The sequence below is a fragment of the Pseudomonas sp. 14A genome, from assembly GCF_018132745.1.
GTDB classification, from domain to species: Bacteria; Pseudomonadota; Gammaproteobacteria; order Pseudomonadales; family Pseudomonadaceae; genus Aquipseudomonas; species Aquipseudomonas mercuritolerans.
Genome location: NZ_JAGRQJ010000016.1, coordinates 178220 through 203824, shown reverse-complemented (window position 1 = coordinate 203824; position 25605 = coordinate 178220). Strand labels below are relative to the sequence as shown.

Here is a 25605-nt window from a genome sequence, read left to right as displayed (position 1 = left end):
GGCGTTTGCGACCAGCGCCGAACACGGTATGGGCAAAAAAGCCCCGCCCCGACAGGAATGCCGGGGCGGGGCGCTTTTCGTCAACGAGACATTTCGTAAAGGGCAGGGCCCTTAACGGAACATCGCGCTGATCGATTCTTCATTGCTGATGCGGCGAACCGCTTCGGCAACAACCGGTGCGATATCCAGTTGGCGGATACGTGCACAGGCTTGTGCTGCAGCGGACAGCGGGATGGTGTTGGTCACCACCAGCTCGTCCAGCACGGAATTTTCGATATTCTCGATGGCCCGGCCCGACAGCACAGGGTGTGTGCAATAGGCAAAGACCTTGGCTGCGCCATGCTCTTTCAGGGCCTTGGCCGCATGGCACAGGGTGCCGGCGGTATCGACCATGTCATCGACGAGAATACAGGTACGCCCTTCGACATCACCGATGATATGCATCACTTCAGAGTGATTGGCTTTCTCACGGCGTTTGTCGATGATCCCGAGATCGACGCCCAGCGACTTGGCAACAGCCCGTGCACGCACGACGCCACCAATGTCCGGGGACACGATCATCAGGTTTTCGAAGCGCTGATCTTCGATGTCATCCACCAGAACCGGGGAGCCGTAGATGTTATCTACCGGAATATCGAAGAAACCCTGAATCTGGTCAGCATGCAGATCAACCGTGAGAACACGGTCGATGCCGACTACGGTAAGCATGTCAGCAACGACTTTCGCGCTGATAGCCACACGTGCGGAACGCGGACGGCGATCCTGACGGGCATAACCAAAATAAGGAATAACAGCAGTGATACGAGTAGCCGAGGAGCGGCGGAAGGCGTCAGCCATCACTACCAGTTCCATCAGGTTATCGTTGGTCGGAGCGCAGGTCGGCTGAATAATGAAGACGTCTTTACCGCGAACGTTTTCATTGATCTCGGCTGTGATTTCGCCGTCGGAAAACTTGCCGACAGAGATGTCACCGAGAGGGATATGCAGCTGACGTACGACACGCCGAGCCAGATCGGGGTTGGCATTCCCCGTAAAGACCATCATCTTGGACACGCGCAGTACCTAGAGGCTGAGGGTAACCTGGATGAGTAGAGAAAATGGCAGGGGCGGCTGGATTCGAACCAACGCATGGCAGGATCAAAACCTGCTGCCTTACCGCTTGGCGACGCCCCTGTATCTGTTGCTTTCAAGTGCCGGGCACTTGATTCCTTTAGAGCAGACTTTGCAGCTTGCGATGCAACATCGAAACGTTGCTTCCTTTCGCTACAAACCCTGTAAGGGTCTCTGTCAGAAGGGCCGAGACTTTATCAGCTTCAGCTTTGCTTGGGAAGCCCCCAAACACACAACTTCCAGTTCCGGTGAGCTTTGCTTCGGTAAATTTACCTAACAAATCCAATGCGTTACGTACCTCTGGATAACGCCTTGCTACCACCGGCAAGCAGTCATTTCGACTGTTTCCCTCGGGAACGGGGCGCACTTTAATGGGCGGTGTGTTACGTGTCAACAAAGGATCGGAAAAAATTTCTGCCGTACTAACAGCGACTTGCGGCACGAGCACCAGATACCACGGTTCTTCGGGGTCGACCGGGGTCAGTTTCTCGCCAACACCCTCGGCAAATGCCGCATGGCCACGGACGAACACCGGTACGTCGGCACCGAGTGACAAACCCAGTGCGGCGAGACGATCTTCATCCCAGCCCAGTTGCCACAAATGGTTGAGACCGAGCAAAGTCGTCGCCGCATTCGAACTGCCGCCACCGATGCCGCCGCCCATGGGCAGGACTTTGTCGATCCAGATGTCGATGCCGAGCGCGCAGGCGGACTGTTGCTGCAACATCTTCGCCGCGCGCACGATCAGGTTGCTGTCGTGGGGCACGCCGGGAAACTCGGTATGCAGCCGGATCACGCCGTCATCGCGCACGGCGAAAGTGATTTCATCGCCGTAATCGAGGAACTGAAACAGCGTCTGCAATTCGTGATAACCGTCTTCACGGCGACCGAGTATGTGCAGCATCAAGTTGAGTTTGGCCGGCGAGGGCAGGGTCAGGCGTGCAGCGGTCATGCGTTATTGCCCCAACTTGCGCGGTTGCCAGGTCTTGATCACCAGCGTCACGTCGAGGTCGGTGCCGTGCAGCTTGATGCGCTCGGGGAGCCAGTAACCATTCTGTTCGGTGTAGGCGGTGTATTCGACTTTCCAGCCGTCCTGCTCAAGGCTGGCCAGGCGGCTGTCGGCGTCCAGGTTCAAGCGACTCTTGCTTTCCGGAGCGGGCAGGCCGCGAACCCACCAGGCCAGATTCGACACCGGCAATTTCCAGCCCAGTTGCTCTTCGAGCAAGGCTTCAGGAGATTGCGATTCGTAGCGGCCCTGGTTGGCGACTTCCAGCGACACCTTGCCCGGACGCCCGGTCAAGCGTGCCGCGCCACGGCCCAGCGGGCCGGACAGGCGAATGTCGTAATAGTCCTGACGCTGCAGCCAGAACAGCGTGCCGCTGCCGGAATCCTTCGGCGCGCGGATGCCGATCTTGCCGTCGATCTGCCAGCCATCAAGGCCGGTCAGTCGCTGTTTGTTTGCCGCCCACTGGGCCGGGCTGCCGTGACCCTCGACCGATTCGCGAGTGCCGAAACCCGAACAGCCGGCGAGCAGGGCGATGAAGCTGAAAACAATAACGTGGCGCAAAAGCATGGTTTAAAGATTCTCGGATCCGGTCAGGCGCTTGATGGTGCTGCGCAGAATGGTGCTGTCGGGCTGATCCTTGAGGAACTTGCCCCACACTTGTTTGGCTTCGCGTTGATTGCCCTTGGCCCAGAGGACTTCGCCAAGGTGCGCGGCGACTTCGTGGTCGGGGAAACGCTCGAGCGCCTGGCGCAGGTATTTCTCCGCGTCGTCCAGATTGCCCAGGCGATAGTTCACCCAGCCGAGGCTGTCGAGAACCGCCGGGTCTTCCGGATTGATCTGGTGCGCCTGCTCGATCAGCGTTTTCGCTTCAGCGTAGCGGGTGGTGCGATCGGACAAGGTGTAGCCCAGCGCATTCAGCGCCATGGCGTTGTCCGGGTCGCGCTTGATGATCAGGCGCAGGTCTTTCTCCATCTGCGCCAGGTCATTGCGTTTTTCCGCGAGCATGGCGCGGGTGTAAAGCAGATTGAGATCGTCCGGATACTTCTGCAGCGCTTGTTGCAGAACCTTCCAGGCCTTGTCGTCCTGTTTGTTGGCCGACAGGCTTTCCGATTCGATCAGATACAGCTGAATCGCGTAATCCGGTTGCTCGTCACGCTCGGCGGCCAGCTTGCTCTGCGCTTCGGCGGTCTTGCCGTTGCTCATCAGGATATCGGCCTGACGCAGCTGTGCCGGCAGATAGTCATTGCCCGGGCCGACCTGGGCGTATTCGATGAGCGCGCCTTGCGGGTCATTGCGCTCTTCGGCAATCCGGCCAAGGTTCAGATGCGCTGAATCGACGTGGCTTTCGCGGGCGATCAGGTCTTCCAGATAACCCTTGGCCTCATCCCACGCCTTGGCTTCCAGGCACACCAGAGCCAGCGAATAACGCAGTTCGTCGTCTTCCGGGTATTGCTGAACGAGGGTGGAGAATTCGGCCTTGGCGTCGTCCATGCGGTCCTGTTCGACCAGCATGCGCGCGTAAGTCAGGCGCAGGCGCTTGTCTTCGGGGTATTTCCTGATGCTTTTCTGCAACAGCGGCAGCGCTTCATCGCCGCGGTTGAGCAATTGCAGCAGGCGCGCTCGCAGCAGGATCGGTGCGATTTCGCCGTCTTCCGGTGGGTTGTCTTCGAGCAGAGTCAGCGCGCCTTGATTGTCGCCGTCCTGTTGCAACAGCAGAGCCTTGCCGAAAATCAGCTGATTGTTGTTCGGGTGGCGCTGGAGCAAACGGTCAAAGCTTTTCATCAGACCGTTGCGGGTTTCCTGATCGGTGTCGGCGGCCGACAGCGCAAGGAAATCGAAATGGGTGTCGCCCTTGCCCTGCAGGACTTTCTCCATATAGACCATGGAGTCGTCGTAGCGCCCGGCGCGGGCCAGTTGCACGGCGGCGGCGCGTTGCGCTTCGAGATCGTCCGGCGCGTTGCGCGCCCAGATCAGCGCGGTGTCGAGGGCCGGTTGATCGGCGCCCAGATATTCGGCGATGCGAAAAGCCCGCTCGGAGACGCCCGGATCCTGGGTGTTGATCGCTTGGGTCACGTAATTGTCCAGGGCAATGTCGAAACGATTGCGCTGGCCGGCGAGTTCGGCGCTCAGCAGGCTGAACACGGTTTCCTCGCTGAACGAGCCGTAAACCTTGGGCTTTTCAGGGGCGGGCGTGGTGTCTTCGACCGGTGGGGTGCCGTCCGGCGCAACGGGCGCCATGGCCTGGCAGCCGCTGAGGAAGACAAAAGCGAGGAGCAACGCGGAAGATCTATTCATATAGGAAGAGGACGACTAACCTGCGGTCGGATCATCATGACACAAGCCTTCGGCCAAACATAACCGAGACTCAATTGTGGCCATTATAGGGGCTGACGATTGGGACAATAGTCAGCGGTAGTTGTTCTGAATCTTTCGAAGTAGGACAATTGCCGGCTTCACGTCACCATCAGCGACCTTGAATGGCCTTCCTTGCACTCGGTATCAACCACAAGACTGCTTCAGTAGACGTCCGCGAGCGCGTGGCCTTTACCCCTGAGCAGCTGGTGGAGGCCTTGCAGCAGCTCTGCCGACTGACCGACAGCCGCGAAGCCGCGATCCTCTCCACCTGCAATCGCAGTGAGCTTTATATAGAACAGGATCAGCTCTCGGCCGATGTCGTGCTGCGCTGGCTGGCCGATTATCACCATCTGAGCCTCGACGAGCTGCGCGCCAGTGCCTATGTGCATGAAGACGATGCGGCTGTTCGTCACATGATGCGCGTCGCTTCCGGGCTCGACTCGCTGGTGCTGGGCGAACCACAGATTCTCGGTCAGATGAAATCGGCCTACGCCGTGGCCCGCGAGGCCGGCACCATCGGTCCGTTGCTGGGGCGGCTGTTCCAGGCAACGTTCAATGCCGCCAAGCAGGTGCGTACCGATACTGCGATTGGCGAGAACCCGGTGTCGGTGGCGTTTGCCGCAGTGAGCCTGGCGAAACAGATTTTCAGCGATCTGCAACGCAGCCAGGCGCTGCTGATCGGTGCCGGTGAGACGATTACTTTAGTCGCGCGCCATTTGCATGAGCTGGGGGTCAAGCGCATCGTCGTTGCCAACCGCACGCTGGAGCGCGCCAGTCAGTTGGCCGAGCAGTTCGGCGCTCACGCGGTGCTGCTCTCGGACATTCCGGCGGAGCTGGTGCGCAGCGATATCGTCATCAGTTCGACCGCCAGCCAGTTGCCAATCCTCGGCAAGGGTGCGGTGGAAAGTGCGCTGAAGCTGCGCAAGCACAAGCCGATCTTCATGGTCGACATTGCGGTACCGAGGGATATCGAGCCGGAAGTCGGCGAGTTGGACGACGTTTACCTGTACAGCGTCGACGATCTCCACGAAGTGGTCGCCGAGAACCTCAAGAGCCGTCAGGGCGCTGCGCAAGCGGCGGAGGAAATGGTCTCGGTCGGCGCCGACGATTTCATGGTGCGCCTGCGCGAACTGGCGGCAGTCGATGTGCTCAAGGCCTATCGTCAACAGAGCGAACGCTTGCGAGACGAAGAATTGCAGAAGGCCCTGCGTCTGCTGGCCAACGGCGGCAACGCCGAAGACGTGCTCGGGCAACTGGCCCGTGGCCTGACCAACAAACTCTTGCATGCGCCCAGCGTGCAGTTGAAAAAGCTGTCTGCCGAAGGCCGCCTCGATGCGCTGGCCATGGCCCAGGAACTCTTTGCCCTTGAGGGCTCACCGGATAGTTTTTCGGATAAAAAACCGCAATGAAAGCGTCACTGCTCAACAAGCTGGACATTCTCCAGGACCGTTTCGAGGAATTGACCGCGCTGCTCGGCGACGGTGAAGTCATTGCCGATCAGGCCAAATTCCGCGCCTATTCCAAAGAGTACGCCGAACTCGAGCCGGTAGTGGCCGCCTATAAAAAGCTGCTCGGCGTACAAAGCGATCTTGAAGGCGCGCAGGCGCTGCTCAAGGACAACGACCCGGACATGCGCGAAATGGCCGTGGAAGAAGTTCGCGAAGCCAAGGAGTTGCTGGTCACGCTGGAGTCCGATCTGCAGCGCATGCTGCTGCCTAAAGATCCGAATGACGGGCGTAACGTGTTCCTCGAAATCCGCGCCGGCACCGGTGGCGACGAGGCGGCCATCTTCTCCGGCGACCTGTTCCGCATGTACTCGCGCTATGCCGAGCGGCGTGGCTGGCGCGTCGAGATCCTCTCGGAAAACGAAGGCGAACACGGCGGCTATAAAGAAGTCATCGCCCGCATTGAAGGCGACAACGTTTACGGCAAGTTGAAATTCGAGTCCGGCGCACACCGCGTCCAGCGCGTACCGGCCACCGAATCCCAGGGCCGGATCCACACCTCGGCCTGCACCGTGGCGGTATTGCCCGAGCCGGACGAGCGCGAAGCCATCGAGATCAACCCGGCGGATCTGCGTGTCGACACTTACCGTTCCTCCGGGGCCGGTGGTCAGCACGTCAACACCACCGACTCGGCGATCCGCATTACCCACATCCCGACCGGCACCGTCGTCGAGTGTCAGGAAGAACGCTCCCAGCACAAGAACCGTGCCCGGGCGATGGCGTGGCTGTCGGCAAAACTCAACGATCAGCAGAACGCAGCGGCAGCCAACGCGATTGCCAGTGAGCGCAAGTTGCTGGTCGGCTCCGGCGATCGTTCCGAGCGTATCCGCACCTACAATTACGCCCAGGGCCGGGTCACCGACCATCGCGTCAACCTGACCCTGTATTCCCTGGATGAAATTCTCGCCGGTGGCGTCGAAGCCGTGATCGAGCCGCTGCTCGCCGAATATCAGGCTGACCAACTCGCAGCGATAGGTGAATAAATGACCATCATCGCCAGCCTGTTGCGCGCTGCCGAGTTGCCGGACTCGCCGACTGCGCGTCTGGACGCTGAATTGCTCCTGGCCGCCGCATTGGGCAAGTCGCGCAGCTTCCTGCACACCTGGCCCGAGCGCATCGTGCCGAGCGAGGCTGCGCTGACCTTTGCCGAATATCTGCAACGCCGCCGCAGTGGCGAGCCGGTGGCCTACATTCTCGGCCAGCAGGGATTCTGGAAACTCGATCTGGAAGTCGCGCCGCACACGCTGATTCCGCGCCCGGACACCGAATTGCTGGTGGAGGCAGCCCTTGAGCTGCTGCCGGCAACCCCGGCCAAGGTCCTCGACTTGGGAACCGGCAGTGGCGCGATTGCTTTGGCTTTGGCCAGCGAACGCCCGGCGTGGAAGGTCACCGCCGTGGATCGCGTGCTCGAAGCCGTGGCCCTGGCCGAACGCAATCGCCAGCGTCTGCACCTGAACAACGCTACGGTGCTGAGCAGCCATTGGTTCAGCGCACTTGCAGGCCAGCGCTTCCATCTGATCATCAGCAACCCGCCGTACATTGCCGCCGCCGATCCGCATCTGGTCGAGGGCGATGTACGCTTCGAACCGGCCAGTGCGCTGGTCGCCGGTGAAGATGGCCTCGACGATCTGCGCCTGATTGTTGCGCAGGCGCCGGATCATCTTGATGCCGGAGGCTGGCTGATGCTCGAACACGGCTATGATCAGGCCGAAGCCGTGCGTGATCTGCTGCTGACTCGTGGCTTTGAAGAAGTCCATAGCCGCACCGATCTGGGCGGCCATCAACGCATCAGTCTGGGGCGCCTGCCGTGCTGAATGATCAGGAATTGCTGCGCTACAGCCGGCAGATTCTGCTGCAACACATCGACATCGACGGGCAGCTGAAGCTCAAGGCCAGCCGCGTGCTGATCGTCGGCCTTGGCGGTCTCGGCGCGCCGGTGGCGTTGTATCTGGCGGCAGCGGGCGTCGGCGAGTTGCATCTGGCGGATTTCGACACGGTCGATCTGACCAACCTGCAACGGCAGATCATTCACGACACCGACAGTGTCGGCATGTCCAAGGTCGACTCGGCGCTCAAGCGCCTGGGCGCGATCAATCCCGAGATTCAACTGGTCGCCCATCGTCAGGCGCTGGACGCCGATTCCCTCGCCGCAGCGGTGGCGGCGGTGGATCTGGTCCTCGATTGCTCGGACAACTTCTCTACCCGAGAGGCAGTCAACGCCGCCTGTGTTGCCGCGCGCAAGCCCTTGGTCAGCGGTGCGGCAATTCGTCTGGAAGGGCAGCTGTCGGTGTTCGATCCGCGGCGTGGCGAGAGCCCTTGCTACCACTGCCTGTACGGACACGGCAGCGAAGCCGAACTGACCTGCAGCGAGGCCGGCGTGGTCGGGCCATTGGTCGGCCTGGTCGGCAGCTTGCAGGCGCTGGAAGCGTTGAAGGTGCTGGTCGGCTTTGGCGAGCCATTGGTGGGGCGTTTGTTGCTGATCGACGCTCTGAGTTCGCGCTTCCGTGAGCTGCGGGTCAAGCGCGATCCGGGCTGCAGCGTCTGTGGCGCCCGCCATGCGTGAAGCGCCGATCGGCGTGTTCGATTCCGGGGTCGGCGGCTTGTCGGTCCTCGGCGAAATCCAGCGCTTGTTGCCCAATGAATCGCTGCTTTATGTCGCCGATTGCGGGCATATTCCTTACGGCGAGAAAACCCCGGAATTCATCCGCCAGCGTTGCAGTGCGATGGCAGGATTTTTTCGCGAGCAGGGTGCCAAGGCTTTGGTGCTGGCGTGCAATACCGCGACGGTGGCCGGTGTTGCCGACCTGCGTCGTGATTTCCCGGACTGGCCGATTGTCGGCATGGAACCGGCGGTCAAACCGGCCGCTGCGGCCACGCGAAGCGGCGTGGTTGGCGTTCTGGCCACGACCGGCACGTTGCAGAGCGCAAAGTTTGCCGCGTTGCTCGATCGTTTCGCGGCTGACATAAAAGTCATCACCCAGCCCTGTCCGGGACTGGTCGAACTGATCGAAACGGGTGATCTGCACAGCGCCGAATTACGCACTTTATTGCAAGGTTACGTCGCTCCATTGCTGGCGCAAAACTGCGACACAATCATTCTAGGCTGCACCCATTATCCCTTCCTCAAGCCGTTACTCAGGTCGATGATCGCCGACGATGTCAGCCTGATCGATACCGGAGCTGCCGTGGCCCGGCAGTTGCAGCGCTTGCTCGCCGAGCGTGATCTGCTGGCGCAACGCCCGAGCCAGCCGGTGAAGTTCTGGACCAGCGGCGATCCGCAATCCTTCAGAAAAATCCTACCGTTGCTGGGCCAAACTGCGTCGAATGTGCAAAACTTCGACTTGTAAAAAAAATGTGAAATAACTTAAAAAACGCTGAACTTCTGACCAAGCGCGGATTTCTATAGCGACAGCAGCAACTAAAAACCAAACGATCGTTCCGGAAAAGGAAGTTTCAAAGTGAAGCGACTATTCTGCTTGGCCGCGATTGCGGCCGCACTGATGGGGCAAAGCATTTCTGCACAAGCCGCTGGCGTTGAATTCGCCGTCGGCGGTACCAGCGATTCGACAATGACGTATCGCTTAGGCATGAATTTCGACTGGGACAAGAGCTGGCTGCAGAGCGACGTCGGTCGCCTGACTGGCTACTGGAGCGGTGCCTACACGTACTGGGAAGGTGACAAGACTTCCAGCAACAACAGCCTGTCGTTCTCGCCTGTATTCGTTTACGAGTTTGCCGGTCAGTCGGTCAAACCGTACGTTGAAGCGGGTATCGGCGCGGCGTTCTTCTCCAACACCGAATATGAGAGCAACAAGCTGGGCGGTTCCTTCCAGTTCGAAGACCGTATCGGTTTCGGCCTGCGCTTCAACGGCGGCCACGAAGTCGGCATCCGCGCCACGCACTACTCCAACGCCGGCCTGTCCAGCGACAACGATGGTGTAGAAAGCTACGCGCTGCATTACACAATGCCGCTGTAACACGCCGCTACGCGGAACCAACGTGGGAGCGAGCCTGCTCGCGAAAGCTGAGTGTCAGTCAATTCAAATGGTGGCTGACACACCGCTTCGCGAGCAGGCTCGCTCCCACAGTTGTTTCTGCGTTGTCAAAGAATCAGCGGTAGGCTGTCGCAATACCCCGGCGCTCTTCGATGCACTCCGGCGCGCCCATTTCAAACTCGCGGCAAATCAGCGGGCGTCGTTCATAGATCGTGCACATCATGCTGTCGCGATCCAGCGCCGCGCACCAGCCGTCGTCCAGACGCAGCATCACTTCACCGCCCCATTCATCGGTATCGATAAAGCGATCAGGCACGCCGGTGTCGGTGATCAGCATCACTTCGAGCTGGCAGCAGCACGCCGCGCAGGTCGAGCAGGTGACCGCCGGTTCGGCGATTTGGGTGTGGGGGATGGTTTTCATCGTGGCAGTGTAAGGCAGTGATCGCTGTGGGTGTGAAAGCGCTGACGGACGCTCACGGCGCCAGACGCCGCGCCATCAAATGCAACAGTGGGAACAAGCCTGCCCAGAGCAGCCCGATAACGATCAGCGTTGCCGCCTCGCCATAGGGAAATTGCACGCCTGCCAGGCGTCCGCCAGCGTAGTACGACAATGCGCCACCGATTGCGCCAAGCCCGCTGGCCAGCCACCATGGCCGCGCGCTCCAGGCCAGGCAGTGGCGCAACGTGGTGGCGAGCAGCGCCCACAGCAGCATCAGCCACAGCGGAATCAGCGGTGACGCGTCTGCAAAGCGGAACACGTCGAGGTGACGCAAGACGCTGTCCACCGCCGTGCCGACAATCACCACGCACAGAATCAAACGACCTTCTGCCGCCCAACTGCTGATCCAGCGCAGATGAATCACCAGTGCCGCCAGTGCCAGCAGCAGCCACAAACTGTTGCCGCCGAGCACGCAGGCCAGCCAGCCGAGCTGAAACAGCACGGCGTTGGCGACACGTTCACGCATCGAAGCGACCGAGCAGCGGCGCGGTCATCGCCGCCGGTTTGGCCAGCAGCAATTGCGCGGTGCCGATGGTGCGTTCGAGGAATCCGCCCTCGCAGTAGCACAGATAGAACTCCCACAAACGCAGGAAATAATCGTCGTAGCCCAGTTCGCTCAGGCGACCATGGGCGAGGCGAAAGTTCTCGTGCCACAGGCGCAATGTCTTGGCGTAATGCAGGCCGAAATCCTCCATGTGCAGCAGGTTCATGTCGGTTTCGCGGCTGACCACATCGAGCATCTTGTGCACCGAGGGCAGGGCGCCGCCGGGGAAGATGTAGCGCTGGATAAAGTCGACGCTGCGTTTGGCCTGTTCGTAGCGTTGCTCGCGAATGGTGATCGCCTGGAGCAGCATCAGCCCGTTGCTCTTGAGCAACTGCGCGCATTGTTTGAAGTAGGTGGGCAGGAACCGATGGCCGACGGCTTCGATCATCTCGATCGACACCAGTTTGTCGTACTCGCCGCTGAGGTCGCGGTAGTCCTTGAGCAGCAGGGTGACGCGATCCTGCAAGCCAAGTTGTTCGATGCGCTTGGCAGTGAACGCGAACTGCTCTTTCGACAGCGTCGTAGTGGTCACGCGGCAACCGTAATGCTGCGCTGCGTACAGGGCCATGCTGCCCCAACCGGTGCCGATTTCCAGCAGGTGGTCGCTGGGCTTGAGCGCGAGTTTCTGGCAGATGCGCTCGAGTTTGTTCAATTGCGCCTGTTCCAGGGTGTCGCTCGGCGAAAGGAACTGGGCGGCGGAATACATCATGGTCGGGTCGAGAAACTGTTCGAACAGTTCATTGCCGAGGTCGTAATGCGCGGCGATGTTTTTCTGCGAACCCTTGCGCGTGTTGCGATTGAGCCAGTGCAGCCCTTGCACAAAGGGGCGGCCGAGTCGCGCCAGGCCACCCTCCATTGCATCGAGCACATCGAGATTGCTGACGAATACGCGCACCACAGCCGTCAGGTCCGGCGAACTCCAGTAGCCGTGGATGAATGCTTCGCCGGCGCCGATCGAGCCGTTGCCGGCGACCATGCCCCACAGGGCCGGGTCGAGTACATGGACTTCGCCGAGCAGGGCGCTGCCCGGCGTGCCGAAGAGCATTTGTTCGCCATCCTCGACGACCATCAATTGTCCGTGTTTGAGCTGCGCCAACTGGCGCAACACGCCACGGCGCAGCAGCGAGCCGGTCAAACCGTTGGTGCTGAAGCGACCGAGCGGCAGGCTAGAGGATTTCATGGTGCGGCTCCTTCGGAGGCACAGTGGCGGTTTGAAAGCTGCCGTCGGCAGCCTGGTGAGCGAAGATCGGCGCGCGCTTGAGCAGCAGTCGCAGTGCTTGCCAATAAATCGCCAAAGCGGTTTTTGCGGTCATCCACGGGAAGCGCCGCAGGTAGCGGTGCAGGCTGCGCCGATCGAGCGGCTCGCGGCGCAGATTCAGCGTGGCGTCGAACAGTTTCTCGTTGCCCTGCCAATCGGCCATGTGCACGCCGAGGCTTTGCGCAGCCGGGCTGAAGCTCATGCGGTATTCGAGGTCACGGGGCAGAAACGGCGAGACGTGAAACGCCTTGGCCACAGCGAAATGCTGGTGGAAATCCACCAGGCTGGTCGGCGCCTGCGCCGGCAGCACATAGTGATAACGCTCGCGCCACGGCGTGTTGGTCACTTCACAAACGATCGCCGCCAGTTGCCCGTCGGCTTCATGGCAATAGAAGAAACTCACCGGATTGAACGACAGCCCCCAGCTGCGCGGCTGGGTCAGCAGGCATACCGCGCCTTGTGGCTCATGACCGATGGCCGCGCCGACCTGCTGGCGCACGGCGTCGATCAGGCGCATGCCCTTGCCGGTGAAGGCTTTCAGGTAATCGGTTTCGCGAAACGAGAACGGCGCAAAGCGGCTGCGCCCCGCCAGCGGCGACAAAGCCAGCACGGCGTCCTGTTCGCTCAGGTCGAGATAGAGCAGGCCGATGCGGTAGCGGAATTCGTGGCGGCGCGGCGCAAAACGTCGGTGGCCGATGACGCCGCTGTACAGAGCGCTGTTCACAGGGTTTCACCGAGCGCGGCGGCTACGCGCAGCCCGCTGACCACGCCATCTTCATGAAAGCCGTTGGCCCAGTAGGCGCCGCAATAATGCGTGTGCTGCTCGCCATCGAGTTCGCCCCAACGGTTTTGCGCGGCCGCTGCGGCGAGCGTGTATTGCGGGTGGGCATAGGTGTAACGGGCCAGCACTTTATCGGGGCTGATGCCGGCGGTCTGGTTGAGGCTGACGCAAAACGTGGTGTCGCTTTCGATGCCTTGCAGGATGTTCATGTTGTAGGTGACCGCCGCGCGCGTATGGCCGGCGCCGCCGAGGCGATAGTTCCAGCTGGCCCAGGCCAGTTTGCGTGTCGGCAGCAGACGCGTGTCGGTGTGCAGCACCACGTCGTTGTCGGCGTAGAGCAGGGCGCCGAGAATCGAGCGCTCGGCTTCGCTCGGGTTGGCCAGCAGGTTCAGCGCCTGATCGCTGTGACAGGCGAACACCACTTTGTCGAAATGTTCGAGGCCGGCCGGGCTGTGGATAACTACGCCGTGCTGGTTGCGCTCGACGCGCTTGATCGGGCAGTTCAGGCGAATCCTGTCGCTGAATGAAGCGGTCAGCGGCGCCACATAGGCACTGGAACCGCCTTCAATGACTTGCCACTGCGGGCGATCACTGACTGACAGCAGGCCATGATTCTTGAAGAAACGCAGGAAGAATTGCAGCGGGAAATTGAGCATTTCCGCCATCGGCATCGACCAGATCGCCGCGCCCATCGGCACGATGTAATGCAGTATGAAACGCTCGCTGTAGCCGCCAGCCTTGAGGTAATCGTCGAGGGTGGTGTCGGCGGCGATGCGCAGTTCCATCAGGTCGCGCTGGGCTTCTTTGTTGAAGCGCAGAATGTCGCGCAGCATGCCCCAGAACCCCGGCGACAACAGATTGCTGCGCTGGGCAAACAGGCTGTTGAGGTTGTTGCCGTTGTACTCCACGCCGGTGTCCGGGTCGGTTACCGAAAAGCTCATTTCGGTTGGCTTGAACGCCACGCCGAGCTGGTTGAGCAAACGAATGAAGTTCGGGTAGGTCCAGTCGTTGAACACGATGAAACCGGTATCGATGGCGAACGATTGCCCGGCCACGCTGACCGGTACGGTGTGGGTATGGCCGCCGACCCAGTCACTCGCTTCGAACACGGTGATGTCGTGGCGGCGGTTCAGCAGGTAGGCGCAGGTGAGCCCGGCGATACCGCTGCCAATCACGGCAATTTTCATAGCGGGTCCCGCTGTGGTGGGTTCTTGCGCACCATGCGTTTGCCGATCGCCAGTTGCGCGCGGGCGGGCAGTTTCGACAGCGGCCACAGCGCGGCCATGAACAGCCCCGGGAAGGCAATTTCCAGCGGACGGTCCTTGAGTTTGGCGAAGATGTGCCGCGCTGCTTTATCCGCAGGCCAGCTCAGCGGCATCGGGAAATCGTTCCTCTCGGTCAGCGGCGTTTCGACAAAACCCGGGCTGATGATGGTGACTTCAATGCCTTCATCCGCCAGATCGATGCGCAGCGATTCGAACAGGTAACGCAGCCCGGCCTTCGATGCGCCATAGGCTTCGGCCCGTGGCAGCGGCAGGTAGGTCACCGAGCTGGCCATGCCGACCAGGTGCGGCGCGGTGCCTTTGCGCAGCAGCGGCAAGGCGGCTTCGATGCAATAGCTGCTGGCGAGCAGATTGGTGCGCACCACATGCTCGATGATCGACGAATCGAACTGGCGCGCGTCGACATATTCACAGGTGCCGGCGTTGAGAATCACGCTGTCCAGCGAACCCCAGGCCGCGCCGATCTGCTCACCGATTTCGCGCACGGTCTGACTGTTGGTCAGATCGCCGGGCACCACCAGCACCTGTCCCGGATAACGCTGGGACAAGACTTTCAGCGGCGCAGTCGAGCGCGAGCTGACCGCCAGATGCGCGCCGCTTTTCAAGATGTCCTCACACAATGCTGCACCGATGCCACTGCTGGCGCCGGTCAACCAATACCGCCGTGGAGGTGTACGACTCATCCCATTCTCCTTTTCAGCCAGGCAATCACCCGGCCCAATATTGGCAAGTGTTCATACAGCAGCGCCCCGGCATCGAAATAATCCCGATGGCGATAAACCTTGTCGCGCCAGAGCAGGTGCGAACAGCCACCGACCCTGATTTCCCGGCCCTTGGCCAGGCGCGGATGGCGATAACTCATGACCCAGCGCAGGTAACCCTCACCTTCGCGGATCTGGTCAAAGCCGTGAAAATCGAAACGCAGATCGCTGACGTTGGCGTACAGCTCACTGAAGTAATCCCGCAGTTGTGCCAAGCCCTGAACCTCATGCAGCGGATCGGTGAAATGAATGTCGTCGCTGTACAGCTCGCCGAGGCGATGCAGGTTGTCTTTGTTCAACCCGGAAAACTCGCGGGCGAAGCTGCGCAGGAAGTCACTCATCGCTGCCGCCCACTGGCTGGCGCGACGGCAGGTTCTTGAACGCCGTCAGCGCGCGCTCGCGTGAAGCGCTGAGGTTGACGATCGGGGCCGGATAATCGGCCACGCCGAACAGTCCTCCGGCTGCCGCTGGGTTGTGCACTTCCTTCTTGTTGAGCCCGGCCAGTTCCGGCAACCAGTGCTTGATGAACACGCCTTCGGCATCGAATTTTTCCGACTGGCTCAGCGGGTTGAAAATGCGGAAGTACGGCGCCGAGTCGGTGCCTGTGGACGAGCTCCATTGCCAGCCGCCATTGTTCGCCGCCAGGTCACCATCGATCAGGTGACGCATGAAAAAGCGTTCACCCTCGCGCCAGTCGATCAACAGATTTTTGGTCAGGAACATCGCCACGACCATGCGCAGGCGATTGTGCATCCAGCCGGTTTCCAGCAATTGGCGCATCGCAGCGTCGATGATCGGCAGTCCGGTGCGTGCCTCCTGCCAGGCCTTGAGTTCTTCCGGCGCATCGCGCCAGGCCAGCGCTTCGGTTTCCGGGCGGAAGGCGCGATGCCGGGAGACGCGTGGGTAGCCGACCAGAATGTGTTTATAGAACTCGCGCCACAGCAACTCGTTGATCCATGTGACCGCGCCGACCTTGCCGCTTTCGAACTCGCCCTGATTGCTTTGCAGTGCGGCGTGCAGGCACTGGCGTGGCGAGATCACCCCCGCGGCGAGGTACGCCGACAGTTGGCTGGTGCCCGGTTTGGCCGGGAAGTCGCGCTCGCTGCGGTAATAATCGATCTGCGCATCGGTGAAGGTGTCGAGCCGGCGCCGCGCTTCTTGCTCGCCGGCCGGCCACAAGGCGCGTAGGGATTCGCTCGGTGTGGCGAAGCCTTTGACAGCCTCGGGAATCGCATCGCTGGCAATATCCAGGGCGGCCTGTTTGCCCGGTGCTTTGACCAAGGCCGGCATCGAGCGATGCAGGCGCTCGTAGCAGACCTTGCGGAACTGACTGAACACCTGGAAATAGGTGCCGGTCTTGGTCAGCACCGTCCCGGGTTTGAACAGCAACTGATCCAGATAGCTGTGGAACTCAATGCTCTCGGCTCGCAACGTGTCGGCCACGGCTTCATCGCGGCGGCTTTCGTGAACGCCGTATTCCTCGTTGACATGCACTGCTTCGATCTTCAATTGCCGACAGAGCTTGAGCAACTCTGCCGGTGCCTGATCCCAGTGCGGCGCGCTGCGAATCAACAACGGGATATTCAGCGTGCCGAGGCTCTGGCTCAGTTCGCGCAGGTTGCGCAGCCAGAAATCCACCTTGCACGGTGCATCATCGTGTTCCAGCCACTGCTGCGGACTCAACAGATACACCGCCACCGTCGGGCCGCGCGCTGCGGCGGCCGCGAGGGCAGTGTTGTCATGTTGGCGCAAGTCGCTGCGCAGCCAGATCAATTGCATGTGATTAAACCCATCATCAAATCAATCCGCGCTCGAGCAGCGCCTGATGGGCGGCAAGCGGATCTTCGGCCAAAAACAGATCGGTGGTTTGCGCAGTGCGTGCTGACAGCTCGGTGTGGTGAATGTGCACCGTGGGGCCGGCAATCAGGGTCGGGCAATTGACGTTCGCCAACAGCTTGGGCAACTGCGCCAGTTGCATGGCTTTGCTCGAATACAACAGCACGCCACGGGCTTGCAGATGCTCGACGGTCAGCGCCAGTTCGCCGGCCGGCAGCGGCCAGTCGAACACCTGCACCGGGCAATCGGCACTGCTGATCAGCCATGCGCACAGCCACAGATGCGGCTCCAGCGGCAGGTCGGAATGATTGATCAACAGCAGCGGCGCCGAATGCAACTGGCGGTTGTTATGGTAGATGCGTGCGCCGAACTTGCTGCGCAGCCAGGAATAGAAAAACGTGCGCTCCATCTGCGCGCCGAACTGGCCCTGCCAGCGCTGTTCGAGCTCGGCCAGCAACGGCATCAGCAATTGCTCGCACAAGGTCCGTGGCGGGTACAGGGCGATGGCCTGATTGACGCTGTCATCCAGCGTGCGCTCATTCAGTGCGGTGACTGCCGAGAGCAAAGTCTGGCGCAGACGCTGCCAGTCGTTCTCCACGGTTTCGGTGAAGGCTTGCGGCGCGTCGAGCAGTGGCTTGACCTGGCTGACCGCCACCCCACGGTTGAGCCAAGTGAGGATGGCCATGATCCGCTGCACATGTTCAGCGCTGTAGAGCCGATGACCCTTGGGCGTGCGCTGCGGCACCACCAACCCATAGCGACGTTCCCACGCACGCAAAGTGATGGCGTTGACGCCGGTCTGCCGCGCGACTTCGCGAATCGGCAACCAGCCCTCGTCGAGGGCTTTCTTGAAGTCGGCGCCGAGGTCTTCCTGGGCGCTGCTGTCGGTTTTATCGTTCATCAGATCGAGTTTCGCAGACTGAGGTTTTCCGGATGCGGCTGCAGGTAAACCTGCTGTGCGATGTACGGGTCCGGATGGAGTCGAAAGTGGTGTTTGAGCAGTGTCAGCGGCACCACCAGCGGCACGATGCCCTGGCGGTACTGGCCGATGATCTGCTGCATTTCCTGTTTGTCTTCGGCGCTTAGCGATTGTTTCAAATATCCGCTGAGGTGCAGCAACACGTTGCAGTGAGTACCGCGTGTGGCGCATTTCTTCAGCGCGGCCATCAGTTCGCTGAAGTAGCGTGGGCCGAGTTCGGCGGGATCGCTGTCGGCCATGTTGCCGAGCAATTTGCCGAGGTTTTTGTATTGCAGCGGGTTGTGCGCCATCAGCAGGTACTTGTAGCGCGAGTGGAATTCGGTGAGCGCGCGGCGGGTCAGGCCCTCGGCGAGCACTTGCTGCCAGGCGCTGTAGGCCAATACGCGGGTGATGAAGTTTTCCCGCAGCACCGGATCGTTGAGGCGCCCGGCTTCTTCCACGGGCAGGTCAGGATGTTGTGCGCAAAATGCCTGCGCATAGATGCCGCGTCCGCCACCATTCACTGGCGCGCCGTTGTCGTGATAGACCTTGACCCGTTCCAGCCCGCAGGAGGGCGACTGCTGCATGAAGATGTAGCCGGACAGGTCCTGCAACTCGGCGGCCATTTTCTCGCCGTACTCGGCCAGCGGCCTGGTGACGTTGATAGTGCGGTCGACGGTACCGACGGCCTCGGGTTGCTCCGGGTCGCCGACCAGCCGGATCGGCTCACGGGGAATGCCCATGCCGATGGCGACTTCCGGGCACAGCGGGACAAAATCGAAATATTCGGTGAGGGTACGGCTGCACAGCCGCGATTCCTTGTGCCCACCGTTGTAGCGCACTTCTTCGCCCAACAGGCAGGCGCTGATGGCGATCTTCGGCTTGGACAGGGAAGCAGTAGACATGAGCACCTCGAATCTATACCTGTACAGAGAGTTATCTCTGTACAACTTTTCCTCAGCATAGATCGATGGATGTACAAGTCAAATGATTTGTATAACTTTTTTGGGTTCACCAAGAACACTGTGGGAGCGAGCCTGCTCGCGAAGCGGTGTGTCAGTCAGTGAATCCGCATCTGGCACAGCGCATTCGCGAGCAGGCTCGCTCCCACAAGGGAAATCTATTTCCAGCCGAGTAACCAGTTCTCGCTGTCTTTCAGCACCTGCCAATCCAGTCGCTCGCTACGCTGGGTCAGCACCGCCTGCAATTCAACTTCCAGCACCGTACCTTCCTCGTCGCGGATCAGTTCGGTCACCAGAAAATGTTTTTCGCGGTTTTGCGGCTGGGCTGCTGTCCACTTCGACAGCAGCAATTTGCGCGGATTGATGCGATTCATTGCAGGTGTTCGTGCAAGCGACGTGCAGCCTCCTGACCACTGAGCCAGGCGCCTTCAACGCGGCCTGACAGGCACCAGTCGCCACAGGCGTACAGGCCCAGATCGACATCGGCCAGCGTGGTCCATTCATGGCCGGTAGCGGGGCGGGCGTAGAGCCAGCGGTGGGCGAGGCTGAAGGTCGGCGCAGGCATGGCGCTGTGCAGCAGTTCGGCGAAAGCACCGTGCAAATGCTCGATCACTGCTTCCTTGGACAGATCAATATGTTGCCGGCTCCAGGCGCTGGTTGCATGCAGCACCCAGGTGTCAAGCGTGCTGTCGCGCCCGGGTTTGCTGCGGTTGCGCGCCAGCCAGTCGAGCGGGCTGTCCTGCACGAAGCAGCCTTCGATTGGCGTATCGAGTGGAGTTTCGAAGGCGAGGGCGACGGCCCAGGTCGGCTCCATTTTCACCCCGGCTGCGACGCCGGCAAGTTTCGGTGCGGCGGCCAGCAACGCGGTGGCTTGCGGCGCTGGTGTGGCGATCACCACATGGCTGAAGGGGCCGTGGGTGCAGCCGTCGGCGTCCTGCAGATGCCAGTGTTCTTCACCGCGATAGACTTCGGTGATGCGGCAGGCGAACTGCACATCCAGACCATCGAGCAGGCCACGGGTGATGGCGCTCATGCGCGGCGTGCCGACCCAGCGGGTCTGCTCGTCCGGCGACATGTTCAGTTGCCCGCCCTGGAAGGTGTACAGCTGCGGCGTCCATTCGGCGGCCCAGCCCTGGCTCTGCCAGCGCTGCACCTCGGTGACGAAGCGCCGGTCGCGCGCGGTGAAGTATTGAGCGCCCATGTCCAGCGAGCCAGCGTCGCTGCGCTTGCTCGACATGCGCCCGCCGCTGCCGCGGCTTTTATCGAACAGTTGAACGGTATGCCCGGTCTCTGTCAGAGCCTGGGCGGCGGAGAGCCCGGCGATGCCGGTGCCGATGATTGCGATAGGTACAGTCATAGGGGCCTCGTTTACCTTTCTGTACAGACTACGCCGTCGATCAAACCTGTACAATTCTGTTTTTTGGTATAACTTCTAGCGTTCTCGTTCTGACAGCTTGGCCTATTGTTAAACCATAGAGCCTGCCCGATCGAAAAGATCCCTGCCTATAAAAATAGACTAGTGATCCGGGTTAAACGCCACGCGAGGAAGATGTCATGCACATATTGCTGACCGGCGGTACTGGTTTGATAGGACGTCAGCTCTGCCGACACTGGCTGGAGCAGGGCCATCGCCTGACGGTGTGGAGTCGCCGCGCGGAAAAGGTCACGCAGATCTGCGGCGCGCAAGTGCGCGGGATTGCCCGTCTGGAAGACCTCGGCGAAGATCCGCTGGATGCGATCGTCAATCTCGCCGGCGCGCCGATTGCCGACCGCCCCTGGACCCATCGCCGCAAGGCGTTGCTGTGGAGCAGCCGCATCACCCTGACGGAAACGCTGCTGGCGTGGCTGGAAACTCGTGCGCAGAAACCGTCGCTGCTGATTTCCGGCTCGGCGATCGGCTGGTACGGCGACGGTGGCGAACGCGAGTTGACTGAAGAATCGCCGCCCGGCATCGACGACTTCGCCAGTCAGTTGTGCATCGCCTGGGAAGAAACCGCGCTGCGTGCCGAGAACCTCGGCATACGCGTGATGCTGGTGCGAACCGGTCTGGTGCTGTCGGCCGAGGGCGGCTTTTTGTCGCGGCTGTTGCTGCCGTTCAAGCTCGGGCTGGGCGGGCCTTTGGGCAATGGTCGGCAGTGGATGCCGTGGATTCATATCGACGATCAAATCGCCCTGATTGATTTTCTTCTGCACCGGAATCAGGCGAGCGGTCCTTATAATGCCTGCGCGCCGAAACCTGTGCGCAACCGCGAATTTGCCAAGACGCTGGGCAGTGTGTTGCACCGCCCGGCGTTCATGCCGATGCCGACCCTGGCGCTGAAGGTAATGCTCGGCGAACTGTCACTGTTATTGCTCGGCGGCCAGCGCGCCACGCCGGCACGCTTGCTCGAAGCGGGGTTCGCTTTCCGCTTTACGGATTTACGCGCGGCTCTGGATGATCTCTCCAGCCGCCTCTGAAATAGGACGTTGCATGACCGATCACGCTTTGCTTCTGGTCAACCTGGGCTCTCCGGCCTCCACCTCGGTGGCCGATGTGCGCAGCTACCTCAATCAATTTCTGATGGACCCCTACGTGATCGACCTGCCATGGCCGCTGCGGCGGTTGCTGGTGTCGCTGATCCTGATCAAGCGCCCCGAGCAATCGGCCCATGCCTACGCCTCGATCTGGTGGGAGGAGGGCTCGCCGCTGGTGGTGCTCAGCCGCCGCTTGCAGGAGCAGATGACCCGCACGTGGAAACACGGCCCGGTGGATCTGGCGATGCGTTATGGCGAGCCGTCGATCGAAACCTGTCTGCTGCGTCTGGTCAAAGCGGGACATAAGAAGATCACGCTGGCGCCGCTGTATCCGCAGTTCGCCGACAGCACTACGACCACCGTGATCGAAGAAGCCCGGCGCGTGCTGCGCGAGAAGAAACTCGATGTCCAGTTGTCGATCCTGCAACCGTTCTACGATCAGCCGGAATACATCGAAGCACTGGTCGCCAGTGCGCGTCCGCATCTGCAGCAGGATTACGATCATCTGCTGCTGAGCTTTCACGGCTTGCCGGAGCGGCATCTGAGCAAACTCGACCCGACGGGCAATCACTGCCTCAAGGGCGCCGATTGCTGTCAGACCGCCTCGCCGGCGGTATTGGCAACCTGTTACCGCGCGCAGTGTTTCCGTACCGCCGCCGCCTTCGCCAAAACCATGGGCCTGCCGGACGGCAAATGGTCGGTGTCGTTTCAGTCACGCCTGGGCCGGGCGAAATGGATCGAGCCGTATACCGAAGCGCGGCTGGATGAACTGGCGAAAAGCGGGGTGAAAAAGATTCTGGTGATGTGCCCGGCGTTCGTAGCTGACTGCATCGAGACGCTGGAAGAGATTGGCGATCGCGGTAGGGAACAGTTCCGCGAAGCGGGGGGCGAGGAACTGGTACTGGTGCCGTGCCTGAACGACGACCCGCAATGGGCCAAGGCGCTGGCGACCCTCTGCGAAAGAGCGCCGCTGGCCCTTTAAAAGCTTCGCGAGCAGGCTCGCTCCCACAGGGGAAATACATTCCAATCTGTGGGAGCGAGCCTGCTCGCGAATGCTATCTGTCAGGCGATGAAAATCTGAAAGCCTTAGATCAGCGGCTCATCCGCCTTCTTCTGCTTCCAGCCATCATTGCCCGGCAGGATCAGGTTCAGCGCAATCGCCACCACCGCGCACAGCGCGATGCCTTTGAGGCCGAAGTCATCCGGGCCGGTGCCGGTGCCGACCAGCACACCGCCGATACCGAACACCAGCGTCACCGAAACAATCACCAGGTTGCGCGCTTCGCCCAGGTCGATCTTGTGGCGGATCAGGGTGTTCATGCCCACCGCCGCAATCGAACCGAACAACAGGCACAGAATCCCACCCATCACCGGCACCGGAATGCTCTGCAGCAGCGCGCCGAATTTGCCGATGAACGCCAGGGTGATGGCGAAGATCGCCGCCCAGGTCATGATTTTCGGGTTGTAGTTCTTGGTCAGCATCACCGCGCCGGTCACTTCGGCGTAAGTGGTGTTGGGCGGGCCGCCGAACAGGCCGGCAGCAGTGGTGGCGATGCCGTCACCGAGCAGGGTGCGATGCAGGCCCGGCTTCTTCAGGTAATCGCGACCGGTCACGCTGCCCACGGCGATCACGCCGCCGATGTGCTCGATCGCCGGGGCCAGTGCCACCGGAACGATGAACAGAATCGCCTGCCAGTTGAACTCCGGCGCGGTGAAGTGCGGCAGGGCGAACCACGGCGCTGCAGCAATTTTCGCGGTGTCGACCACGCCGAAATAGAACGACATGGCAAAGCCCACCAGCACCCCGGAAATGATCGGCACCAGACGGAAAATGCCCTTGCCGAACACTGCCACGATCAGCGTGGTCAGCAGCGCCGGCATGGAAATCATCATCGCTGTTTGATAGTGAATCAGTTCGGTGCCGTCGCCGGCCTTGCCCATCGCCATGTTCGCGGCAATCGGCGCCATGGCCAGGCCGATGGAAATGATCACCGGACCAATCACCACCGGTGGCAGCAAACGGTCAATGAAGCCGGTGCCTTTGATCTTCACGGCCAGGCCGAGGAAGGTATAGACGAAACCGGCCGCCATCACCCCGCCCATGGTCGCGGCGAGGCCGAACTGGCCCTTGGCGAGAATGATCGGCGTGATGAAAGCGAAGCTCGAGGCCAGGAACACCGGCACCTGACGTCCGGTGACGATCTGGAACAGGATCGTCCCCAGACCCGCGGTGAACAGTGCCACGTTGGGGTCCAGGCCGGTGATCAGCGGCATCAGCACCAAGGCGCCGAAGGCCACGAACAGCATCTGCGCGCCGGACAGTACCGTGCGCCAGAGCGGATCGTTGAACTCTTGCTGCATGGTTACGCGTCCTTCTGCTTGGTGCCGAAGATCTTGTCACCGGCGTCGCCAAGCCCAGGAATGATGTAGCCGTGCTCGTTCAAACGTTCATCGATGGACGCGGTGTAGATGGTCACGTCCGGGTGCGCCTTTTCTACGGCAGCAATGCCTTCCGGCGCGGCCACCAGGACCATGGCGCGGATGTCGCGGCAACCGGCCTTTTTCAGCAGGTCGATGGTGGCAACCATGGAACTGCCGGTGGCGAGCATCGGGTCAATGATCATCGCCAGGCGTTCGTCGATTTCCGGTACCAGTTTTTCCAGGTAGGTGTGCGCTTGCAGGGTTTCTTCGTTGCGGGCAACGCCCACAGCAGAAACCTTGGCGCCCGGGATCAGGCTGAGCACGCCTTCAAGCATGCCGATGCCGGCACGCAGGATCGGCACGACGGTGATCTTCTTGCCGGCGATCTTCTCCACCGACACGGTGCCGCACCAGCCGGCAATGTCGTAGGATTCGAGCGGCAGGTCTTTTGTAGCTTCATAGGTCAACAGGGCGCCGACTTCCTGAGCGAGCTCGCGGAAATTCTTGGTGCTGATGTCAGCGCGGCGCATCAGGCCGAGTTTATGACGGATCAGCGGATGGCGGATCTCGAGGATGGGCATGGGAAAGGCTCCGGCGGCGGGCAAAAAAACCGGCCTAGATTAATCTATCCGAGGGTGATGTCCTATAGGACATTCTGTACGTTAGTCCATAAGAGCTTGATTCGACCTCGCGGGATGCGTACCTTTGCCCGCTTTTCCAATTCCGCCAACCCCTGGAGAGCGCCATGTCCGCTGATCTCGAGCATATCCGTCAAATCATGCGAGAGGCTGACTGCCTGTACACCGAGTCTGAAGTCGAGGCGGCCATCGCCCGCGTCGGTGCACAAATCAACGAACAACTGGCTGACAGCAATCCGGTGGTGTTCTGCGTGATGAACGGCGGCCTGATCTTCTCCGGCAAACTGCTGACGCATCTGCAATTCCCGCTGGAAGCGTCCTACCTGCACGCGACCCGTTATCGCAACGAAACCAGCGGCGGCGACCTGTTCTGGAAAGCCAAGCCGGAAGTCTCGTTCATCGACCGCGACGTCCTGATCATCGACGACATCCTCGATGAAGGTCATACCCTGGGCGCGATCATCGACTTCTGCAAACACGCCGGCGCGCGCAAAGTGCACACCGCCGTGCTGATCGACAAGGATCACGACCGCAAGGCGCGCCCGGACCTGAAAGCCGATTTCGTCGGCCTGCCATGCATCGACCGCTACATTTTCGGTTATGGCATGGACTACAAGGGCTACTGGCGCAACGCCAACGGGATTTACGCGGTTAAAGGAATGTAAAGCGATGGGTACGCCTGGCTTTCTTGATCAAACGCTGTTCGCTGAGTTGGCCGAGAAAGCCGCGCACAATCCCCGCGGACGCCAGCATCACAACTTCCATCAGATGGAAGAAGCCTGTCATCGCATGGCGGTGGGGCTGCAACCGCAGACCTACATCCAGCCTCATCGTCATCTGGGTGTTAACAAGGCTGAAACGTTGCTGGTGCTCAAGGGGCGGCTGGGGCTGCTGATTTTCGACGAAAACGGTAGCGTGTTGAAAAAGCAGGTTCTGCAGGCCGGCGGGGACTGTGTCGGTGTGGATCTGCCGACGAACGTCTTTCACGGACTGGTCGTACTGGAAGCCGACAGCCTGATGTTCGAATGCAAGGCCGGACCCTATCGCCCGGTCGGTGAAGGCGAACTCGCCCCATGGGCACCGCGTGATGGCGAGCCCGGTGTCGCTGACTATCAGGCCTGGATGCGCAAGCAGTTCGATTGAATCGGCGCATTGATTTGCGCAGGTGCATGCTAGAGT

At 60.8% G+C, this 25605-nt stretch carries 28 protein-coding genes and 1 tRNA gene; 10 read left to right on the top strand and 19 right to left on the bottom strand.

What is annotated here, in order from left to right; translation table 11 throughout:
* Positions 1 to 111: 111 nt before the first annotated feature.
* The 5 genes from PS14A_RS20855 to PS14A_RS20835 all read right to left on the bottom strand — a co-directional run bounded on the left by PS14A_RS20855 (position 112) and on the right by PS14A_RS20835 (position 4411).
* Positions 112 to 1053 carry a ribose-phosphate pyrophosphokinase gene (locus tag PS14A_RS20855; protein WP_003171603.1) on the bottom strand — a complete coding sequence of 314 codons (942 nt, stop codon included), beginning with the start codon at positions 1051 to 1053 and terminating at the stop codon, positions 112 to 114.
* Between the two features lie 45 nt (positions 1054 to 1098).
* Positions 1099 to 1173 (bottom strand) — tRNA-Gln (locus tag PS14A_RS20850).
* Positions 1174 to 1210: 37 nt separating this feature from the next.
* Positions 1211 to 2062 carry a 4-(cytidine 5'-diphospho)-2-C-methyl-D-erythritol kinase gene (gene ispE / locus PS14A_RS20845; protein WP_212617126.1) on the bottom strand — a complete coding sequence of 284 codons (852 nt, stop codon included), beginning with the start codon at positions 2060 to 2062 and terminating at the stop codon, positions 1211 to 1213.
* 3 nt (positions 2063 to 2065) lie between these two features.
* A complete protein-coding gene (gene lolB / locus PS14A_RS20840) occupies positions 2066 to 2683 on the bottom strand; it encodes a lipoprotein insertase outer membrane protein LolB (protein WP_130909558.1) in 618 nt (205 codons plus the stop codon).
* 3 nt (positions 2684 to 2686) lie between these two features.
* Entirely contained in the window at positions 2687 to 4411 is a 1725-nt protein-coding gene (locus PS14A_RS20835; protein WP_024014295.1) for a tetratricopeptide repeat protein, read from the bottom strand.
* 182 nt (positions 4412 to 4593) lie between these two features.
* Between PS14A_RS20835 and hemA the strand changes: the two genes are divergently transcribed.
* The 6 genes from hemA to PS14A_RS20805 all read left to right on the top strand — a co-directional run bounded on the left by hemA (position 4594) and on the right by PS14A_RS20805 (position 9953).
* Positions 4594 to 5880 carry a glutamyl-tRNA reductase gene (gene hemA / locus PS14A_RS20830; RefSeq protein WP_016773209.1) on the top strand — a complete coding sequence of 429 codons (1287 nt, stop codon included), beginning with the start codon at positions 4594 to 4596 and terminating at the stop codon, positions 5878 to 5880.
* Complete coding sequence (gene prfA, locus PS14A_RS20825) at positions 5877 to 6959, top strand: peptide chain release factor 1 (RefSeq protein WP_016773210.1); 1083 nt, start codon at positions 5877 to 5879, stop codon at positions 6957 to 6959. The genes hemA and prfA overlap by 4 nt, the downstream gene beginning before the upstream one ends.
* Positions 6960 to 7790 (top strand): peptide chain release factor N(5)-glutamine methyltransferase, encoded by an 831-nt coding sequence (prmC, locus tag PS14A_RS20820; protein WP_137214163.1) that lies wholly within the window; start codon positions 6960 to 6962, stop codon positions 7788 to 7790.
* Positions 7784 to 8539, top strand: coding sequence for a molybdopterin-synthase adenylyltransferase MoeB (locus tag PS14A_RS20815; RefSeq protein ID WP_212617125.1), 756 nt, complete (start codon positions 7784 to 7786; stop codon positions 8537 to 8539). The genes prmC and PS14A_RS20815 overlap by 7 nt, the downstream gene beginning before the upstream one ends.
* Positions 8532 to 9323: a glutamate racemase gene (gene murI, locus PS14A_RS20810; RefSeq protein WP_212617124.1), complete on the top strand. Its 792-nt coding sequence runs from the start codon at positions 8532 to 8534 to the stop codon at positions 9321 to 9323. The genes PS14A_RS20815 and murI overlap by 8 nt, the downstream gene beginning before the upstream one ends.
* 111 nt (positions 9324 to 9434) lie before the next feature.
* A complete protein-coding gene (locus tag PS14A_RS20805) occupies positions 9435 to 9953 on the top strand; it encodes an acyloxyacyl hydrolase (protein ID WP_024014291.1) in 519 nt (172 codons plus the stop codon).
* A gap of 133 nt (positions 9954 to 10086) precedes the next feature.
* Here PS14A_RS20805 and PS14A_RS20800 read toward each other — a convergent pair whose 3' ends face one another.
* From PS14A_RS20800 to PS14A_RS20745, 12 genes are all read right to left on the bottom strand, one after another.
* The gene (locus PS14A_RS20800) at positions 10087 to 10392 is read right to left on the bottom strand and encodes a YkgJ family cysteine cluster protein (protein WP_024014290.1); all 306 of its coding nucleotides are present in this window, start codon (positions 10390 to 10392) and stop codon (positions 10087 to 10089) included.
* Positions 10393 to 10444: 52 nt separating this feature from the next.
* The gene (locus PS14A_RS20795) at positions 10445 to 10936 is read right to left on the bottom strand and encodes a DUF2878 domain-containing protein (RefSeq protein WP_212617123.1); all 492 of its coding nucleotides are present in this window, start codon (positions 10934 to 10936) and stop codon (positions 10445 to 10447) included.
* Positions 10929 to 12194 (bottom strand): cyclopropane-fatty-acyl-phospholipid synthase family protein, encoded by a 1266-nt coding sequence (locus PS14A_RS20790; protein ID WP_137214159.1) that lies wholly within the window; start codon positions 12192 to 12194, stop codon positions 10929 to 10931. Before PS14A_RS20790 ends, PS14A_RS20795 begins: the two co-directional genes overlap by 8 nt.
* On the bottom strand, positions 12181 to 12996 hold the full coding sequence (locus PS14A_RS20785) for a DUF1365 domain-containing protein (RefSeq protein WP_212617122.1): 816 nt from the start codon (positions 12994 to 12996) through the stop codon (positions 12181 to 12183). Before PS14A_RS20785 ends, PS14A_RS20790 begins: the two co-directional genes overlap by 14 nt.
* A complete protein-coding gene (locus tag PS14A_RS20780; protein ID WP_212617121.1) occupies positions 12993 to 14240 on the bottom strand; it encodes an FAD-dependent oxidoreductase in 1248 nt (415 codons plus the stop codon). Before PS14A_RS20780 ends, PS14A_RS20785 begins: the two co-directional genes overlap by 4 nt.
* A complete protein-coding gene (locus PS14A_RS20775; RefSeq protein ID WP_212617120.1) occupies positions 14237 to 15019 on the bottom strand; it encodes an SDR family NAD(P)-dependent oxidoreductase in 783 nt (260 codons plus the stop codon). Before PS14A_RS20775 ends, PS14A_RS20780 begins: the two co-directional genes overlap by 4 nt.
* Positions 15016 to 15438: a nuclear transport factor 2 family protein gene (locus tag PS14A_RS20770; protein WP_212617119.1), complete on the bottom strand. Its 423-nt coding sequence runs from the start codon at positions 15436 to 15438 to the stop codon at positions 15016 to 15018. Before PS14A_RS20770 ends, PS14A_RS20775 begins: the two co-directional genes overlap by 4 nt.
* Positions 15431 to 16876, bottom strand: coding sequence for a deoxyribodipyrimidine photo-lyase (phrB, locus tag PS14A_RS20765; protein WP_137214154.1), 1446 nt, complete (start codon positions 16874 to 16876; stop codon positions 15431 to 15433). Before phrB ends, PS14A_RS20770 begins: the two co-directional genes overlap by 8 nt.
* A gap of 16 nt (positions 16877 to 16892) precedes the next feature.
* Positions 16893 to 17834 (bottom strand): MerR family transcriptional regulator, encoded by a 942-nt coding sequence (locus PS14A_RS20760; protein WP_212617118.1) that lies wholly within the window; start codon positions 17832 to 17834, stop codon positions 16893 to 16895.
* The gene (locus PS14A_RS20755) at positions 17834 to 18796 is read right to left on the bottom strand and encodes a DUF523 and DUF1722 domain-containing protein (protein ID WP_212617117.1); all 963 of its coding nucleotides are present in this window, start codon (positions 18794 to 18796) and stop codon (positions 17834 to 17836) included. Before PS14A_RS20755 ends, PS14A_RS20760 begins: the two co-directional genes overlap by 1 nt.
* 215 nt (positions 18797 to 19011) lie before the next feature.
* Entirely contained in the window at positions 19012 to 19227 is a 216-nt protein-coding gene (locus PS14A_RS20750) for a TIGR02450 family Trp-rich protein (RefSeq protein ID WP_130909547.1), read from the bottom strand.
* A complete protein-coding gene (locus PS14A_RS20745) occupies positions 19224 to 20210 on the bottom strand; it encodes an NAD(P)/FAD-dependent oxidoreductase (protein WP_130909546.1) in 987 nt (328 codons plus the stop codon). The genes PS14A_RS20750 and PS14A_RS20745 overlap by 4 nt, the downstream gene beginning before the upstream one ends.
* Positions 20211 to 20407: 197 nt before the next feature.
* Between PS14A_RS20745 and PS14A_RS20740 the strand changes: the two genes are divergently transcribed.
* Together PS14A_RS20740 and hemH are read left to right on the top strand one after the other, a co-directional pair.
* Positions 20408 to 21310 carry a TIGR01777 family oxidoreductase gene (locus PS14A_RS20740; RefSeq protein WP_212617116.1) on the top strand — a complete coding sequence of 301 codons (903 nt, stop codon included), beginning with the start codon at positions 20408 to 20410 and terminating at the stop codon, positions 21308 to 21310.
* Positions 21311 to 21323: 13 nt separating this feature from the next.
* Positions 21324 to 22349, top strand: a complete 1026-nt coding sequence (hemH, locus tag PS14A_RS20735; RefSeq protein ID WP_212617115.1) for a ferrochelatase — start codon at positions 21324 to 21326, stop codon at positions 22347 to 22349.
* Positions 22350 to 22453: 104 nt separating this feature from the next.
* Here the strand turns inward: hemH and PS14A_RS20730 are convergent, their stop codons facing one another.
* Together PS14A_RS20730 and upp are read right to left on the bottom strand one after the other, a co-directional pair.
* Positions 22454 to 23728 (bottom strand): uracil-xanthine permease family protein, encoded by a 1275-nt coding sequence (locus PS14A_RS20730; RefSeq protein ID WP_016773229.1) that lies wholly within the window; start codon positions 23726 to 23728, stop codon positions 22454 to 22456.
* Between the two features lie 2 nt (positions 23729 to 23730).
* On the bottom strand, positions 23731 to 24369 hold the full coding sequence (gene upp / locus PS14A_RS20725; protein ID WP_090286199.1) for a uracil phosphoribosyltransferase: 639 nt from the start codon (positions 24367 to 24369) through the stop codon (positions 23731 to 23733).
* A 164-nt stretch (positions 24370 to 24533) separates the two neighbouring features.
* Between upp and PS14A_RS20720 the strand changes: the two genes are divergently transcribed.
* Complete coding sequence (locus PS14A_RS20720) at positions 24534 to 25091, top strand: hypoxanthine-guanine phosphoribosyltransferase (protein ID WP_016773231.1); 558 nt, start codon at positions 24534 to 24536, stop codon at positions 25089 to 25091.
* Between the two features lie 4 nt (positions 25092 to 25095).
* The gene (locus PS14A_RS20715) at positions 25096 to 25569 is read left to right on the top strand and encodes a WbuC family cupin fold metalloprotein (RefSeq protein ID WP_212617114.1); all 474 of its coding nucleotides are present in this window, start codon (positions 25096 to 25098) and stop codon (positions 25567 to 25569) included.
* Positions 25570 to 25605: the final 36 nt, after the last annotated feature.